Here is a 15,697-nt window from a genome sequence, read left to right as displayed (position 1 = left end):
CTGCCACGGAGCGCCCGGCGGGTCAGCCGCCGGTCCGGACCGCCGCCTCGATCGCCGCGGCGCCGCCGGCACCGAGGGCGATGGTGTAGTGGTTCACGCCGGGCACCGTCTCCTCGACCGTGCCGGGCAGCCAGTGCGCGGCGTACCCGGCCGGGTAGAGCGGCTTGTCCGGCTCGTCGAGCATGCCGCGCGGCGCCCGCAGGAAGACCGCCGGCACCGGCAGCGCCGACGGCTTGACACCGGGATAGGCGTACTGGTCGCGGGCGTCCCGTACGGCCGCCTCCAGCCGGCAGGCCGGATGCAGTTCGGGGGCGGTGCCGACCAGGTCGTAGTCGACGTACCGCTGCACTGCCGGGGTCCAGTCGGTGAAGGACGGGTGCTCCCGCCACATCGTCAGGTACGTCTCCCGGTCCGGGAAGGTCCTGGTCAGCCGGGTGAACGCGGGTCCGACGGTGGCCGAGATCAGCGCCGAGATGGTCTGCTCGTCCGCGTCCGCGTCCAGACCGGGCGGTGCCGGCAGCGGCGCGCCGCCGTCGACCAGCACCAGCCGCCGGACCAGTTCCGGGTAAGTCCGGGCCAGCTCGACGGCGACGAAGCCGCCCATCGAGTGGCCGAGCAGCACCACCGGGCCGCCGCCGTACGCCTCGACCACCCGAACCAGGTCGGCCGCGTGCCGGACCATGCCGTACGGGCCGGGCAGGTCCCGGCTGCCGCCGCGTCCGCGCAGGTCGACGGCGACCAGCCGGTGATCGACGCCGAGCCGCTCCCCCACCAGCGACCAGGCCAGGTGGGACGAGGTGATCCCGTGTACGGCCAGCAGCAGCGGTCCGTCGCCGCCCCGCCCCCATTCACCGACGGTCAGCTCCCCGCCCTCCACCGGCACCGTCCGCCGCGCGTACGGCGTCGCGCCCTCCGGCGTCTCCGCTCCGCTCACAGGATCAGGTCCAGCAGCGCGGCGGCGAACTCGGCCGGACGCTCGACATGCGGCGAGTGGCCGCACTCGGCGTAGACGACCTCGCGGTACGCGCCACCGGCCGCCGCGTAGCGCTCCAGCACCGCCCGTGTCTGCCCGACCATCGGCTGCGGCGGGCACTCCTGCTCGCCGGGCCAGCCGGGAACCAGTCCGAGCGAGCCGAGGTACGCCAGGTCGAACAGCGAGGTGTCCGAGACGATCGCGTCGGCGTCGCCACGTACCCAGGTGATCGGCGGCTTGACCGCGACGGCGACCAGCTCGTCGGCGACCCGGAAGTGGTTCGGTGCCATGGTGTTGAGCACGCCACGAGTGCCCGGAGCGACGCCCGGCCAGGTGTCGGTGGTGGTCGCGTCGCCGGGGTAGTTCGCCTCGCCGATCGCTGTGCTGAGCATGCTGTCCAGCAGCAACTCCTCGTCGTCGCCGAAGGAAGCCGGGTCGGCCACGTACGCGGTACGCATGACGTTGCGGGGGCTGGTCGGCGCGTCCACGCCCCGGTCCTTGGCGGCGATCCGGGCGACGAAGTCGGGGTTGGCCGTACCGGCGCCGGTGCCGGCGAAGTCGGCGCTGGTCGGGGTGCCGTCCAGGTCCCGGGTGCCGCCGAACCCGTACGGCGACAGCGGCGATTCCAGCAGCAGCGCACGGACCCGGTCCGGATGGTCGACCAGGAGTTGCATGGCGACGCCGGCACCCATCGAGTGGGCCGCCACCACCGGTCGGGCGCCCGGGGAACCGAACAGGCCCGGCGCGTCGAGCAACGCGGCCACGTCGTCGGCGAAGTCACGCAGGCCGCGGGTGGCGTCCAGCGGCGCGGTGTCGGTGGCGCCGTAGCCGCGCAGGTCGGGTGCGACGATCCGGAGCGTGGGCGGCAGGTGGCGCAGCAGCGGTTGCCAGAAGTCGGCGGACGAGCAGTTGCCGTGGATCAGCAGGACCGGGCTGCCGTCCGCCGGCCCGGCGACGAGCACGTTCTGGGTGATGCCCCGGGCGGTGATGTTCACCTGTTCGGTTTCCATCCCCGCGATGGTGCCACTCCTTCGGGAGCCCTGCAGTGTGGCGTCCCCACATAAGGCGACCGGAGCGGCATGGCGGCGCCCCCCGCTCCGCCGTACCACACCTAAGCGGACATTTCCCTAGTTCAACACCAGGAGGGCCCAGGCCGCCCAGCCGGCGAGCACGACGCCCCCACCGAAGATCCAGAGCAGCCGGCCGGGCCGGGGTCCGGTCGCCATCATCTGGGTCGGGGCACCGAGCGCCGCGGCGGTCGACGACGCGGACGCCTCGTCGACTGCCCGGAGTGCCGGCGGCGGAAAGCTGGGCGTGTACCGGATCGCGCCGACCGGGTCGGTCAGCGCCGCCGCCGGGTCGAAGAACCGCAGCTCGACGTGGCCGATCCGGACCCGGTCACCGTCGCGCAACTCTCTCACCTGCGAGATCCGCTGGTCGTTGAGCCAGGTGCCGTTGGTGGACCCGCAGTCGGTCAGCAGGGCGCGGCCGTCAGCCAGTTCCACCGTGGCGTGCCGCCGGCTCACCTTCCGGTCGTCGATCACGATGTCGACGCCCTCGTCGCGACCGATCCGGCGGGTACCCGGCCGCAGCCGGAAGCTCGCCCCGCGCAACGGGCCGTTGACCACCGTCAGCAGTGGAAGAAGATTCAACTCGTCCGACATCGACTCTCCGCACCCGTACGTCTGCGGGCCGGCATCCCCCACGGTGCCGGCCACCGCGCCCCCCTTGGCGCACGGGACCAGCCTGACATCGAGCGGCTCCCATCTCCATTGACCCCAGGATGGACTTCCTCGTCCGGCGGGTTAATTCGGCTCACCGGTTCGGTGGGCACCCCGAGACTTACCCGTGAGTATTATTCAGGTTTACACTTCCGACATGACGGCTCCGTTGGGTCCCGGCGTACCGGTGATCGACCACGGCGAGTTGATTTCCACCCATCCGGCCAGCGGCGCGGAGGTGGGCCGCTTCCCGGTTGCCAGCGCCGACGACCTGATCGCGCGGGTGGCTCGGGCGCGCGAGGCAGCGACCTGGTGGGCCGGGCTGGACTTCGCCGAGCGGAAGGTGCGGCTGCTGCGCTGGCGGTCCCGGCTGGCCCATCGGATCGACGAACTTGCCGCCCTGGTGCACGCCGAGGGCGGCAAACCGGTCGCGGACGCGATCGTCGAAATCGCCTCGGCGATCGAGCACGTCGACTGGGCGGCCCGCAACGCCAAGCGGGTGCTCGGCCGGCGGCGGGTCCGCTCGCGGCTGATCGTCGCCGAGTTCTCCGGCCGGCTCGAATACCAGCCGTACGGGGTGGTCGGCGTGATCGGCCCGTGGAACTATCCGGTGCTCACCCCGATCGGTTCGATGGCGTACGCGCTGGCCGCGGGAAATGCCGTCGTGCTCAAGCCGAGCGAGTACACCCCGACGGTCGGGCAGTGGCTGGTCGACAGTTTCGCCGAAGTGGTGCCGGAGCAGCCCGTACTCCAGGCGGTGCACGGGCTCGGCGACGTCGGGGCGACGCTCTGCCGGGCCGGGGTGAACAAGGTGGCGTTCACCGGCTCCACCGCGACCGCACGGAAGGTGATGGCCGCGTGCGCCGAGTCGTTGACGCCGGTCCTGCTGGAGGCGGGCGGCAAGGACGCGATGATCGTGGACGCCGACGCCGACCTGGACGCGGCGGCCGACGCGGCGGTCTGGGGTGCGCTGACGAACGCCGGCCAGACCTGCATCGGGATAGAACGGGTCTATGCGGTGGAGGCCGTCTATAACGACTTCGTGGCCAGGGTGGTGACGAAGGCACAAAAGCTCACCGTGGGGTCGGAACCCGAGGCACATCTCGGCCCGATCACCATGCCCGGACAGCTCGACGTGATCCGTCGCCACATCGATGATGCCCTGGCCAGGGGCGGTCGCGCGGTGCTCGGCGGTGCCGACGCGGTGCAGCCGCCGTACGTCCGGCCGACCATCCTGGTGGACGTACCCGAGGATGCCCTGGCGGTCCGCGAGGAGACCTTCGGGCCGACCCTCACCATCAGCCGGGTCAAGGACGCCGACACCGCCGTGACCAGGGCAAACGCGGTGCCGTACGGGCTCGGCGGCTCGGTGTTCGGCAAGCGCCGGGCGGTGGAGATCGCCGGGCGGCTGCGCTCCGGGATGGTCGCGGTGAACTCGTCGTTGACCTTCGTCGGGATGTCCACACTGCCCTTCGGCGGGGTGGGCGACTCCGGTTTCGGGCGGATCCACGGCGACGACGGGCTGCGCGAGTTCGGCCGGGCCAAGGCGATCACCGTACGACGTGGACCGTCGCTGCTGCCCTCGACGACCTTCGACCGCACTCCGGCACAGGTCGCAAAAATCGCAAAAGCCGTCAAGTTTATGTACGGTCGGTGACCCTTACCGGACCGATCGTGCTCTATGAATAGGCGTTTCGGATATACCGGCCCAAGCCGACCGACCCCTACATTCCGTCGAGTGGGCATACACGGATTGCGGTCGCGCCTGGTCGAGAGCGAAGATTCGTTCGCCGCCCGGCGTCGTAGCCGACGAGCGGACTGGCTGGTCGAGACGTTTCCCGACCTCGCCCAGATGTCCGTCATCGACCTCGGCGGCCGCGTCGAGACCTGGGCCCGCGCGACCGTCCGCCCCAAGCACGTACACGTGGTCAACCTGGAGAAGCCGCCGTCCGAGATCCCGGCCTGGGCCGAGGTCGACCACGGCGACGCCTGCGCACTTCCTCCCGGCATCCTGGACCGCCGCTACGACCTGGTCTTCTCCAACTCGGTACTGGAACACGTCGGCGGCCACGAACGCCGGGTACGGTTCGCCGAGACGGTGCACCTGCTCAGCAACGCACACTGGGTGCAGACCCCGTACCGGTACTTCCCGATCGAGCCACACTGGATCGCCCCGGGCATGCAGTTCCTGCCGGTCCGCCTCCGTACCCTGATGGCCCGCAAGTGGCCGCTGGCCCACTCCCCGGCGAAGAACCACGAGGCCGCGATCCGCCAGGTGCTCTGGACCGAACTGGTCGACCGCTCACAGATGCGGCACTACTTCCCCCGCTCCCACATCCGCATCGAACGCCTAGCCACCCTCCCCAAATCCCTGATCGCCATCCTCGGCGCCCCCCAACCCACCCCAGCCCGCTTGGCGCGTTGATCATGAAGTTAGCGACAGATCCCGGTCGATTTCCTGTCGCTAACTTCATGATCAACGCTCTGGTCCGGGTTAGCGCTTTGGGTGCCAGCATTGTGGGTGGTGGGTGGTGGGCGGTGGGAGCTAGAAGAGGGTCAGCTCGTCGCGTTCGATGCCGCGCAGGCGGTCGTAGTTGACGGCCACGCACCGGATGCCCCGGTCGCTGGCCAGCACCCGGGCCTGCGGCTTGATCTCCTGGGCGGCGAAGACGCCGTGCACCGGGGCGAGCAGCGGGTCACGGTTGAGCAGTTCCAGGTAGCGGGTCAGTTGCTCCACGCCGTCGATGTCGCCGCGCCGCTTCACCTCGACCGCCACGGTGGCCGATGCGCCGTCGCGGCAGAGCAGGTCGACCGGGCCGATCGCGGTCGGGTACTCCCGGCGGATCAGCGTGAAGCCGTCGCCGAGGGTGGTCGGGTTCGCCGCCAGCAACTCCTGCAGGTGCGCCTCCACCCCGTCCTTGCGCAGGCCGGGGTCCACCCCGAGCTCGTACGAGGTGTCCTGGAAAACCTCTTCCAGGGTGATCCGCAGTTCCTCGCCGGCCTTGTTCACCACCCGCCACACGCCGGGCGCCTCTTCGAGCTTGCACGGCGGGCTCATCCAGTTGAGCGGCTTGTATGCCCGGTCGTCGGCGTGGATCGACACCGACCCGTCCGCCTTGACCATCAGCAGGCGGGTGGCCAGCGGCAGGTGCGCCGAGAGTCGTCCCACGTAGTCCACTGCGCATCGCGCTATCACCAACCGCACCCGACGAGGGTAGCGGAGAGCCCCGCCGCCGCCCGCCGCGCACGCCGCAAGGCGCCTGCCGAAGGAGACGAGCCGCCCACCGCGAGCCGCCCACCGAACGGAACGAGCCGCACGCCGCGAGGCGCCCACCGAACGGAACGAGCCGCACGCCGCGAGCCGCCCACCGAACGGAACGAGCTACCGCCACAAGCCCTGGGCCGCTCGTTGAGCGGAAGTGGCGCGTCGATGAGATGCTGACGGCGTGCTGGAAGCCCTCACCGGTACGGGCCTGGCCGCGTCATCCGGCCTGAACGCGTACATCCCCCTGCTGCTCATGGGACTGCTGTCCCGGTTCACCGGTCTGATCGACCTGCCCAGCGGTTGGCAGTGGCTCTCCAACGGCTGGGTGCTAGCGATCCTGGCGGTGCTGCTCGCGGTCGAGTTCGTGGCCGACAAGGTGCCGGTGGTCGACCACGTCAACGATCTCGTGCAGACGGTGGTCCGGCCGACCGCCGGTGGACTGGCGTTCAGCGCCGGCTCCAGCTCCGAGACGGTGACGGTCAGCGACCCGGGGAGCTTCTTCTCCTCCAACCAGTGGGTGCCGATCGTGACCGGCATGCTGATCGCGTTCGGCGTACACGCGGTGAAGTCGGCGGCCCGGCCGCTGATCAACGCTGGCACCGCCGGTTTCGGCGCCCCGGTGGCCAGCACCGCCGAGGACGCGACCAGCGTGGTCGTGTCGCTGGTGGCGATCGTCCTGCCGGTGCTGGTGCTGGTCTTCCTGGTCGGCTTCGCGATCCTGGTGCCCTGGTTGCTGCGCCGCCGACGGGAGCGCAAACGTGAACGGGAGGCCGCCCGAGCCGCAGGTTTCCGCGTCTGAGCAGCACCAACGGGTGAAGGGCTCCGGATAGGGCCATGAGCATTCCTCACTTCTGGAATGATCTGCCCGGTGAGTCGACCCCGGTCCCGGCTACTGCTGGGTGTACTGGTGGCGGTGGCCGTCCTCGGCACCGCCACCGCCGCTGTCGGGCTGACCAGAACACTGTCGCCCCCGGATCGTGCGCCGTCCACCGGCGGCACACCGGGCCCCGGCACCCACGCGATCGGTCCGGCCGCCACCCCGACCGGAGCCGCCACCAAGCCGGGCACGACCAAGCCCAGCAGCGCCGCGCCAGGTACCACCGTCCCCGGCGCTACGCGGGCGGGGACCAGGCCACCGGTGGTCGACAACGGACCGCGTACGGGCAACCGGGTCGCCCTCACCTTCGACGCCGACATGACCGACTCGATGCTGCACAGCCTGCGTACGGGCAAGGTGAAGTCGTACGCCAACCTGAAGATCATCGACCTGCTGGAACGGGAAGAACTGCCGGCCACCTTCTTCCTGACCGGCAAGTGGGTCGAGCGCTACCCCGACCTGACCCGCCGGCTGGCCCAGAACCCGCGTTTCGAGCTGGCCAACCACACGTACGGGCACCTGGCGTTCACCGGGGACTGTTACGACCTGCCCCGGGTGCCGGCCAACAGCATGACCGAGGACGTGGCCAAGACGTTCCGGGTGATCGAGCCGTACGGCGGCCGGCAGACCCGCTACTTCCGCTTCCCCGGTCTCTGCCACGACACCGCGGCCCTCACCGCACTCGCCCCGCTCGGCCTGACCGTGGTCGACGGTGACGTGGTCAGCGGCGACCCATTCGCCACCGCCTGGCAGCCGATCGTCAGGGCGGTGCTCGACAAGGTACGGCCGGGCTCAGTGGTGATCATGCACGTGACCGAGGCGAACGCCGCGATGACCGACGAGGCGCTGCCGCACATCCTGGCCGGCCTGCGGGAGCGCGACCTGGTCCCGGCAGCACTCTCCGAGGTCCTGGGCGGATCTTGAGCCACTCCGGGGTGGCCGGACCCCCGCTGCCCACGGTCTGTCACCGGCGCGCATAGTGTTCGTCATGAGTGACCAGCTCGCGATCTCCGTACGGGGATTGCGCAAGTCGTACGGCGAGCACGTCGCCGTCGCCGGCCTCGACCTGACGGTCCGGGCCGGTGAGGTGTTCGCCCTGCTCGGCCCGAACGGCGCCGGCAAGACGACGACGGTCGAGATCCTCGAAGGCTATCGGCACCGCGACGGCGGCGAGGTCGACGTGCTCGGCGTCGACCCGAACACCGCCGGGCGGGACTGGCGTTCCCGGGTCGGCATCGTGCTCCAGGGCACCGGCGAGTTCGACGACCTGACCGTGGGCGAGGTGGTCGACCACTTTGCCGCGTTCTACCCTAATCCGGACGATCCGCGCCAGGTGATCGGTCGGGTCGGGCTCACCGACAAGACCCGTGCCCGTACGCACACCCTCTCCGGCGGCCAGAAGCGCCGGCTCGACGTGGCACTGGGCATCATCGGCCGCCCCGAACTCCTCTTCCTCGACGAGCCGACCACCGGCTTCGACCCCGAGGCGCGACGCGAGTTCTGGGAGCTGATCCGCGACCTGGCCGCCGCCGGCACCACCATCGTGTTGACCACGCACTACCTGGACGAGGCGGAATCACTCGCCGACCGGGTGGGCGTGATCGCCGCCGGCCAGCTCGTCGAGGTCTCCACCCCGGCCGAGCTGGGCAACCGGCAGCAGGCGTTGCCGGTGGTCTCCTGGCGTACGCCGGACGGGACGCCGCAGCGGGCGGAGAGCGCGACGCCGACGGCCCTGATCGCCGAGTTGGCCGCGCGGTACGGCGGCGAGGTGCCCGGCCTCACCGTGACCCGCCCGACCCTGGAAGACGTCTACCTGCGGATGATCGGACAGTCATGAGCACCACCACGGAAGCCGCTCCGGTAGCGGTGCCAAGCCGGACCAGCCCGATCGAACTCGGCCTGCGTCAGGGACGACTCGAACTGCGCCAGTTCCTGCGCAGCCGCGAGTCGGTGGTCTTCACCATGCTCTTCCCGGTGGTCCTGATCCTGACCTTCGCGTCGATCTTCAAGGGCGAGATCGGCGGCGGCGTCAAGTTCACCCAGTACTTCGTCACCGGCATGATCGCCACCGGCCTGCTCACCGTCGGCTTCCAGAGCCTGGCCATCCAGATCCCGATCGAACGCGACCGCGGCGTACTCAAGCGCCTGCGCGGCACCCCGATGCCGAAATGGGTCTACTTCGCCGGCAAGACCATCATGGTCGCCGTCATCGGCGTCGCCGAGACGGTGCTCCTGCTCGCCGTCGCCGTGCTGCTGTTCGACCTCAAACTGCCCGACACCGCCACCAGGTGGCTCACCTTCGGCTGGGTATCCGCCCTCGGCATCACCGCCTGCACCCTCTGCGGCATCGCCTTCTCCTCGCTGGCGCGCAGCGGCCGGAGCGCACCCAGCACGGTCACCCCGGTCGCCCTGATCCTCCAGTTCATCTCCGGCGTCTTCTTCGTCTTCACCGACCTGCCGACCTGGATGCAGCAGGTGGCGGCGATCTTCCCGCTGAAGTGGATGTGCCAGGGCCTGCGCTCGGTCTTCCTGCCCGACTCGTTCGGCGCCCAGGAGCCCGCCGGCTCGTACGAGTTGGGCAAGGTCGCCCTCGTCCTGGCCGCCTGGTGCGTCATCGGCCTGGTCCTCTGCCTACGCACCTTCCGCTGGACCACCAAACGCGACGGCTGACGCAGTCCACGACGCCGCACCAACGCACGTGCCCTGACCTGCGAAAGGCTGTGGCCCTCCGTGCCCGGCGGAGAGATCAAGCCTGACCGCTCGGAGCCGGGCACGGAGGGCCACAGCCCCCACGACGAGCCCGTCAGTACGAGTAGAAACCCTTGCCGCTCTTGCGACCCAGGTCCCCTGCGGTGACCATGCGCTGGAGCAACTCCGGCGGGAAGAACTTCTCGTCGCCGGTGTCGCCGTAGATGTTCTGCGTCGCGTGCAGCAGCACGTCCGCGCCGGTCAGGTCGGTGGTGGCGAGCGGGCCCATGGCGTGGCCGAAGCCGAGCTTGCAGGCGATGTCGAGGTCCTCGGCGGAGACGACGCCGGACTCGACGAGCTTGACCGCCTCCATGACCAGCGCGGTGATCAGGCGGGTGGTGACGAAGCCGGCGATGTCCCGGTTGACCACGACGCAGGTCTTGCCGATCTCCTCGGCGAAGGCGCGGGCGGTGGCGAGCGTTTCGTCGCTGGTCTTGTAGCCGCGTACCAGCTCGCAGAGCTGCATCATCGGCACCGGTGAGAAGAAGTGGGTGCCGACGACCGACTCCGGCCGCTTCGTCACCGCGGCGATCTGGGTGACCGGGATCGCCGAGGTGTTGGTCGCGAGGACCGCGTCGGGCCGGCAGATCCGGTCCAGTTCGCGGAACACCTCCTGCTTGAGTTCCAGCCGCTCGAACACCGCCTCGACCACCAGGTCGGCGTCGGCCGCCGCGTCCAGGTCGGTGGTGGGGCTGATCCGGCCCAGGGTGCCCTCCACCTCGCCGGCCTCGATCTTGCCCTTGCTGGCGAACCTCTCCAGCGAGGTACGGATGCCGTCCAGGCCGCGCTGGGTGGCCGCGTCGTCCAGGTCCCGGAGCGTCACCTGCCAACCTGCCAGCGCCGCCACCTGTGCGATGCCCGAACCCATCAGTCCGGCCCCGATGACCGCGAGTCGACCCGCCATCCGCCTGCTCCTCCCCTGGTACGCCTGTCCTCACCGCACTCTATCCGCCGACCTGAACGACACCTCAGGCGACGCGGACGAGCAGCGGGTGGGACGGCGGCGAGGGTGGACAGGGAGTCAGAGCGAGAAGTTCTGCTCGGCCGGTGCGGTGGTGCGTTCGACCTCGACGCCGAGAGCGCGCAGGTCCGCGACGAAGTCCGGATAGCCCCGGTCGACGTGGTGCACGTGCGATATCTCGGTGACCCCGTCGGCGCAGAGGCCGGCAATCACCAGGCCGGCGCCGGCCCGGATGTCGGTGGCCCGGACCGGGGCGCTGGAGAGGCGTTCCCGGCCGCGTACCACGGCGTGGTGCCCGTCGGTCTTGATGTCGGCGCCGAGCCGGGCCATCTCGTTCACGAACATGAACCGCCCGTCGAAGATGTTCTCCGTGATCAGCGAGGCACCCTCGCTGACCGAGGCCATCCCGATCGCCATCGGCAGCAGGTCGGTGGCGAAGCCGGGGAACGGCAGGGTGACCACGTCGACGGCGGTGGGACGCCGGTCCATCCGTACCCGGAAGGCGTCGGTGCGGGTCTCGACCAGTCCCCCGGCGGAGATCACCTTGTCCAGCGCGATCTCCAGGAAGCTCGGGCTCGCGCCGGTCACGGTCACGTCCCCCTGGGTCATGGCCGCCGCGAAGGCCCAGGTGCCGGCGACGATCCGGTCCCCGACCGTACGGTGTTGGACCGGGCGCAACTCGCTGACGCCCTCGATCCGGATGGTCGAGGTGCCGGCTCCCTCGATCTTGGCTCCCATCGCCGAGAGCATCGTGCAGATGTCGACGATCTCCGGCTCGCGGGCCGCGTTGTCGATCTCCGTTGTCCCCTTGGCCAGCACCGCGGCCATGACCAGGTTCTCGGTCGCGCCGACGCTGGGGAAGTCCAGCCAGATGGTCGCGCCGCGCAGCCCGTTCGGTGCCGAGGCGATCACGAAGCCGTGCGAGCCGGAGATCTCGGCGCCCATCCGGGCCAGGCCCGACACGTGCATGTCCAGCCCACGGGAGCCGATCGCGTCGCCACCGGGGTGGGCCACCCGGACATAACCACGCCGGGCCAGCAACGGCCCGAGTACGCAGATCGACGCGCGCAGCCGCCGTACCAGGTCGTAGTCGGCGTCGGTGCCCGGTTCCGCCGGCACGTCGATGGTGACCGTACGGGCCCGGCCGGGCAGCGCACCGAGGTCGACCGCGGCCTGGGCCTCACCGCTGGCCGTCGAGGCGACGTCGCGGACCGGTCCGGCGCCGTCCACCGGCGGCACCTCCACCGGTACGCCGTCGGCCACCCCGACCACCGGAATGCCCTCGATGGTCCCGGTCGACGTGCCGTTGTCCTCGCCGAACGAGACCTCGCAGCCGAGTCGACGCAGCACCTCACCCATGATCGCGATGTCGGTGATCCGGGGCACGTTGGTGATCACGCTGCGGCCGGGCGCCAGCAGGGCCACCGCCATCAGCTTCAACGCGGAGTTCTTGGCACCCACGACGTGCACCTCACCGGCGAGCCGGGCGCCGCCGCTGACCCTGATCACGTCCACGTCGGCAATCGTAGAGTCGGCCGCCACCTCCGCGGTCACCCCGGCCGCCGGCCAGTCAGCCGGCAACACGCCGGTCGGGTCGGCTCCGTCACCGGTCACCGTCTGGGTGGGCGGCTCGCCGTCGGACCTCCGTACGCTGTCCGTCATGGCCGTTCACCTCACCCGCATCTACACCAGGACCGGCGACGCCGGCCAGACCAGGCTGAGCAACAACGAACTGGTCGACAAGACCGATCCGCGGATCGCCGCGTACGCGGACGTGGACGAGTGCAATGCCGCGATCGGGGTGGCGCTCGCGCTCGGCCAACTCGACGAAGGCTTGCGTACGGTGCTGGCCGCGGTCCAGAACGACCTCTTCGACGTCGGCGCCGATCTGGCCACGCCGGTCGAACCGGATCCGGCGTATCCCCCGTTGCGGGTGACCGAGGAGTACGTGACCAGGCTCGAAACCTGGTGCGACGAGTACAACGCGGAACTGGGCAAGCTCGACTCCTTCATCCTGCCCGGCGGCACCGCGGGAGCGGCTCTGTTGCACGTCGCACGCACGGTGGCCCGGCGCGCCGAACGAGCGGCCTGGGCACTGGTGAACCACGATCAGGAACGAACCAGCATCCTTCCGGCAAAGTATCTCAACCGGCTATCCGATCTGCTGTTCATCCTGGCAAGAACGGCCAATCCCGACGGCGATGTGCTATGGGTCCCCGGCGGCCGGAAGTGACGCCCACCCGAGGCTGATCACCACCCGGACCGGTCCCGCTCCGGCCGAGCCGTACGGGTGTCCGGGCGGGTGCGCCGCCCCTGGTCCGGGCCGCGCCGCCGCAGCGGCGACCGGGCACGGCGTACCCGTCCCCGGCATCCTGTGGCGGACTCCCGGTCACGGCGGGCGCGGCCCCGACCCCGACGGCGCCGCGCCCAGACCCCGGCGGCGACCAGCCCGGCCACGGCCACCACGATCACCGCGACCGTGCCGACCAGTCCACCGATGCGCAGGTACGAGGCACCGGCGAGATAGCCGATCAGGAAGATGCCGGGCACCCAGACCAGCACCGCGGCGGCGTCGTACACCGCGAACCGCCGGTACGGCAGTCCGGCCATCGCCGCCATCCGGGGCACCAGGGTCCGCACGTACGGCGTCCACCGGCCGAGCACGATCGCCGGGCCGCCCCCGGTGGTCAGCAGGCGCTCCGCCCGCTCCCACCGCCCCGCGTCGATCCGGCGGCCGAACCGACCCCGCCGCAGCCGCGGCCCCACCAGCCGCCCCTCCAGGAAGCCGAGATGGTCCCCGAGCATCGCCGCCAGGCTGGTCACCACGAGGGCGGTGGCCGGGTCCAGGTCACCGGCGCGGGCCAGGAAACCGACGGTGAGCATCGTGGTGGCCGCCGGCAGCACCATGCCCGGCAGCACCGCCACCTCTGCGGCCAGTACGGCGGCCGCGGTCAGGTACAGCCAACCGGTCGACAACCCGGCGAGCCAGTCGACGAAGGCGCTGATGATCTCCACCTGGCTACCCTGACGCCCACCGGTACGCCGCCACGTCGTCCAGCCGGCCGAGGGACCTCCTCCGGGTGGCCGGAGGCAGCCCTAGGGGACGCCGGCCGCCGGGGTACGGCAATCATCGGGGTGCCGGTGAACAGGCCGGGTCGGACTCCTCGACCAGGTTGAACCCGTCGTCCACCAGCCCGAGCCGGTGGGCCACCACCGCGGCCTGCACCCGGTTGCGCAGCCGTAGCTTCTCCATCGCGGCCGAAACATGGGTCTTGACCGTGGTGACGCCCAGGTGCAGCCGACCCGCGATCTCCGCGTTGGAGAGCCCGACCCCGACCAGGGCCAGCACCTGCCGCTCCCGCTCGGTCAGCAGGCGCCGCTGCCCTGCGGAAACCTGCTCGGCATCCCGCTGGGCCTCCTCGCGGTGCGCGGACAGGGCGCGCCCGACGATGCGGGCAAGCACCGGCGGAGCCAGCAGTGACTCCCCGCCGGCCGCGCGCCGGACCGCTTCGATCAGCGCCTCCGGTTCGCCGTCCTTGACCAGGTAACCGATCGCGCCGGCACCCAGGGCGCCGTAGATGTTGGCGTCGTCGGCGAACGTGGTGAGCACCAGCACTCTGGCGGCCGGATGGTGGTCGAGGATCCGGCGGGTCGCCTCGATCCCGTCCATCCTCGGCATCCGCAGATCCATCAGCACCACGTCGGGGTGCAGCCGTCGGGCCAGGCGTACCGCCTCCGATCCGTCAGCGGCCTCGCCGACGATGTCGAAACCCCCGGCCGTACGCAGCAGCAGCGCGACGCCCGCGCGAACCAGCGCCTGGTCGTCCACCACGAGTACGCGGATCATCGGCTCTCCTTCACCGGTCGGATCATCGGGGTCTCCTTGACCGGTAGGTGGGCCGTCAGCCGCCAACCGCCGCCGTCGGCGGGACCGGCGGCCAACCTACCCCCGAGCAGCCCGACCCGCTCCCGCATGCCGGCCAGTCCGTGCCCCGACGGCGGCAGTGCCGACGCGACCGGGCCGGCTCGTAGGGACCCGCTGTCGACGACCTCGACCAGCAGGCCGCGGTCCTCCCGGCACAGCCGCACCGAAACCGAGCTACCGGGGCCGGCGTGTTTGAGCGCGTTGGTCAGCCCCTCCTGGATCACCCGGGCCGCGGTCGTACGCACCACCAGCGGCGCACCGGCCACCAGTTCCGCACCGGCGAGCCGGACCTCCAGCCCGCCCGCCTCGACCTGGCGGACCGCGTCCCGGAAGATCTGCTCCGGCTCCACGAGCACCGTGGTCGCCTCGACCGCATCCGGGTCGCGCAACACCTCCAGCAGCTCACGCAGCTCGTCCAGCACCCGACCGGCCGTACCGCGCAGTTCGCCGAGTGCCACCACCGCGTCGTCGACCTTGCCGGTGTGCCGGGCGGCGAACTGGGCGGCACCGGCCTGCAACGCGATGGCGCTGACGTGGTGGGCGACGATGTCGTGCAGATCCCTGGCGATACTTGTGCGCTCGGCGAGCCGGGCCGCCCGGTTCTCCGCCGCCCGCCGGGTCTCCGCCTCCCAGGCACGTTCCTCGGCGACCAGGGTGGCGTCGCGCTGCCGGCGCAGGTACCGGCCGAACACGATCGGCGCGCCGACCAGTGCCGCGATGGCGAGTACCCGTACCGTCGCCTGCTTGTCGGTCAGCTCCAGCGGGTCACTGGCAGGGTCGACCACGTCGATCAGGGTCGCGACCAGGGCCACCAGGAACGCCGTGGCGCTGCCCACCCAGCGCGAGCGGTAGCCGACCACGGCCGACGCGACCGCCAGTCCGAGTTGGGTGATGACACTGTTCGGTGGTGCGACGGCGTCGGCGACCACCAGCAGGGTCGCCTCGACCGCCATCGTCGGCCACGGCCAGCGCCGTGCCCCGAACAGCGCGAGCCCGGTCGCGGTGGCCAGGCCGGCGACCACCGGGTTGTCCTGCATCTCGGCCCAGCCGAGCAGGCCGTTGGCCGCGACCAGCGCGAGCCCGACCAGGCCGAGCAACAGATCAGGACCCCACCGCCACCGCCCCGTTCGCACCCGCCAACGATACGTAGCGGGCGCGGGCAGCCGGTCCGGCCACCGGTCGGTCCGCCTCCTCCGGGTGGCCGAAGTTCAGACCATCCGGACGACC

16 protein-coding genes are annotated in these 15,697 nt (G+C 71.0%); 7 read left to right on the top strand and 9 right to left on the bottom strand.

From position 1 onward, the window contains the following. Nucleotides 1-22: 22 nt before the first annotated feature. From AB0J90_RS08035 to AB0J90_RS08025, 3 genes are all read right to left on the bottom strand, one after another. Nucleotides 23-934: an alpha/beta hydrolase gene (locus AB0J90_RS08035; RefSeq protein WP_363593392.1), complete on the bottom strand. Its 912-nt coding sequence runs from the start codon at nt 932-934 to the stop codon at nt 23-25. After that, entirely contained in the window at nt 931-1,983 is a 1,053-nt protein-coding gene (locus tag AB0J90_RS08030; protein WP_363593390.1) for an alpha/beta hydrolase, read from the bottom strand. Before AB0J90_RS08030 ends, AB0J90_RS08035 begins: the two co-directional genes overlap by 4 nt. A gap of 117 nt (nt 1,984-2,100) precedes the next feature. After that, nucleotides 2,101-2,637: an FHA domain-containing protein gene (locus AB0J90_RS08025; protein WP_363593388.1), complete on the bottom strand. Its 537-nt coding sequence runs from the start codon at nt 2,635-2,637 to the stop codon at nt 2,101-2,103. A 214-nt stretch (nt 2,638-2,851) separates the two neighbouring features. Here AB0J90_RS08025 and AB0J90_RS08020 point away from each other — a divergent pair, with 214 nt between their 5' ends. Next, nucleotides 2,852-4,351, top strand: coding sequence for an aldehyde dehydrogenase family protein (locus AB0J90_RS08020; RefSeq protein WP_363593386.1), 1,500 nt, complete (start codon nt 2,852-2,854; stop codon nt 4,349-4,351). An 81-nt stretch (nt 4,352-4,432) separates the two neighbouring features. Then, nucleotides 4,433-5,119, top strand: a complete 687-nt coding sequence (locus AB0J90_RS08015) for a class I SAM-dependent methyltransferase (protein WP_363593384.1) — start codon at nt 4,433-4,435, stop codon at nt 5,117-5,119. A 120-nt stretch (nt 5,120-5,239) separates the two neighbouring features. Here the strand turns inward: AB0J90_RS08015 and nucS are convergent, their stop codons facing one another. Beyond that, nucleotides 5,240-5,899, bottom strand: a complete 660-nt coding sequence (nucS, locus tag AB0J90_RS08010) for an endonuclease NucS (RefSeq protein WP_363593382.1) — start codon at nt 5,897-5,899, stop codon at nt 5,240-5,242. Between the two features lie 241 nt (nt 5,900-6,140). On the opposite strand from nucS, the gene AB0J90_RS08005 reads away from it, so the two are divergent. From AB0J90_RS08005 to AB0J90_RS07990, 4 genes are all read left to right on the top strand, one after another. Then, nucleotides 6,141-6,758 carry a DUF4126 domain-containing protein gene (locus tag AB0J90_RS08005; RefSeq protein ID WP_363593380.1) on the top strand — a complete coding sequence of 206 codons (618 nt, stop codon included), beginning with the start codon at nt 6,141-6,143 and terminating at the stop codon, nt 6,756-6,758. Between the two features lie 69 nt (nt 6,759-6,827). After that, nucleotides 6,828-7,760: a polysaccharide deacetylase family protein gene (locus AB0J90_RS08000; protein ID WP_363593378.1), complete on the top strand. Its 933-nt coding sequence runs from the start codon at nt 6,828-6,830 to the stop codon at nt 7,758-7,760. A gap of 64 nt (nt 7,761-7,824) precedes the next feature. Next, nucleotides 7,825-8,673, top strand: coding sequence for an ABC transporter ATP-binding protein (locus AB0J90_RS07995; protein ID WP_363593376.1), 849 nt, complete (start codon nt 7,825-7,827; stop codon nt 8,671-8,673). Then, the gene (locus AB0J90_RS07990) at nt 8,670-9,506 is read left to right on the top strand and encodes an ABC transporter permease (RefSeq protein WP_363593374.1); all 837 of its coding nucleotides are present in this window, start codon (nt 8,670-8,672) and stop codon (nt 9,504-9,506) included. Before AB0J90_RS07995 ends, AB0J90_RS07990 begins: the two co-directional genes overlap by 4 nt. 133 nt (nt 9,507-9,639) lie before the next feature. On the opposite strand, the gene AB0J90_RS07985 is transcribed toward AB0J90_RS07990, so the two are convergent. Further along, nucleotides 9,640-10,488, bottom strand: coding sequence for a 3-hydroxyacyl-CoA dehydrogenase family protein (locus AB0J90_RS07985; RefSeq protein ID WP_363593372.1), 849 nt, complete (start codon nt 10,486-10,488; stop codon nt 9,640-9,642). A gap of 117 nt (nt 10,489-10,605) precedes the next feature. Continuing rightward, nucleotides 10,606-12,207 (bottom strand): UDP-N-acetylglucosamine 1-carboxyvinyltransferase, encoded by a 1,602-nt coding sequence (gene murA / locus AB0J90_RS07980; protein ID WP_363593370.1) that lies wholly within the window; start codon nt 12,205-12,207, stop codon nt 10,606-10,608. On the opposite strand from murA, the gene AB0J90_RS07975 reads away from it, so the two are divergent. Then, the gene (locus AB0J90_RS07975) at nt 12,206-12,778 is read left to right on the top strand and encodes a cob(I)yrinic acid a,c-diamide adenosyltransferase (RefSeq protein WP_363593368.1); all 573 of its coding nucleotides are present in this window, start codon (nt 12,206-12,208) and stop codon (nt 12,776-12,778) included. The genes murA and AB0J90_RS07975 overlap by 2 nt on opposite strands. A 17-nt stretch (nt 12,779-12,795) precedes the next feature. Here AB0J90_RS07975 and AB0J90_RS07970 read toward each other — a convergent pair whose 3' ends face one another. From AB0J90_RS07970 to AB0J90_RS07960, 3 genes are all read right to left on the bottom strand, one after another. Next, on the bottom strand, nt 12,796-13,560 hold the full coding sequence (locus AB0J90_RS07970) for a DedA family protein (RefSeq protein ID WP_363593366.1): 765 nt from the start codon (nt 13,558-13,560) through the stop codon (nt 12,796-12,798). Between the two features lie 112 nt (nt 13,561-13,672). Further along, nucleotides 13,673-14,392, bottom strand: a complete 720-nt coding sequence (locus AB0J90_RS07965; RefSeq protein WP_363593364.1) for a response regulator transcription factor — start codon at nt 14,390-14,392, stop codon at nt 13,673-13,675. After that, nucleotides 14,389-15,603 (bottom strand): histidine kinase, encoded by a 1,215-nt coding sequence (locus AB0J90_RS07960; protein WP_363593362.1) that lies wholly within the window; start codon nt 15,601-15,603, stop codon nt 14,389-14,391. Before AB0J90_RS07960 ends, AB0J90_RS07965 begins: the two co-directional genes overlap by 4 nt. Between the last annotated feature and the right edge of the window lie 94 nt (nt 15,604-15,697).

Origin of the sequence: Micromonospora sp. NPDC049523 (assembly GCF_040676775.1) — a bacterium.
GTDB lineage: Bacteria > Actinomycetota > Actinomycetes > Mycobacteriales > Micromonosporaceae > Micromonospora_G.
Note: the sequence above shows the minus strand (reverse complement) of the source record. Positions and strands in the feature narration are given on the sequence as shown.

Excerpts from the sequence above, each read along its gene's own strand:
- AB0J90_RS08030 (WP_363593390.1), bottom strand. The coding sequence starts at position 1,983 with ATGGAAACCGAACAGGTGAACATCACCGCCCGGGGCATCACCCAGAAC.
- AB0J90_RS08025 (WP_363593388.1), bottom strand. The coding sequence starts at position 2,637 with ATGTCGGACGAGTTGAATCTTCTTCCACTGCTGACGGTGGTCAACGGC.
- murA (WP_363593370.1), bottom strand. The coding sequence starts at position 12,207 with ATGACGGACAGCGTACGGAGGTCCGACGGCGAGCCGCCCACCCAGACG.
- AB0J90_RS07995 (WP_363593376.1), top strand. The coding sequence starts at position 7,825 with ATGAGTGACCAGCTCGCGATCTCCGTACGGGGATTGCGCAAGTCGTAC.
- AB0J90_RS07985 (WP_363593372.1), bottom strand. The coding sequence starts at position 10,488 with ATGGCGGGTCGACTCGCGGTCATCGGGGCCGGACTGATGGGTTCGGGC.
- AB0J90_RS07965 (WP_363593364.1), bottom strand. The coding sequence starts at position 14,392 with ATGATCCGCGTACTCGTGGTGGACGACCAGGCGCTGGTTCGCGCGGGC.
- AB0J90_RS07990 (WP_363593374.1), top strand. The coding sequence starts at position 8,670 with ATGAGCACCACCACGGAAGCCGCTCCGGTAGCGGTGCCAAGCCGGACC.
- AB0J90_RS07975 (WP_363593368.1), top strand. The coding sequence starts at position 12,206 with ATGGCCGTTCACCTCACCCGCATCTACACCAGGACCGGCGACGCCGGC.
- AB0J90_RS08020 (WP_363593386.1), top strand. The coding sequence starts at position 2,852 with ATGACGGCTCCGTTGGGTCCCGGCGTACCGGTGATCGACCACGGCGAG.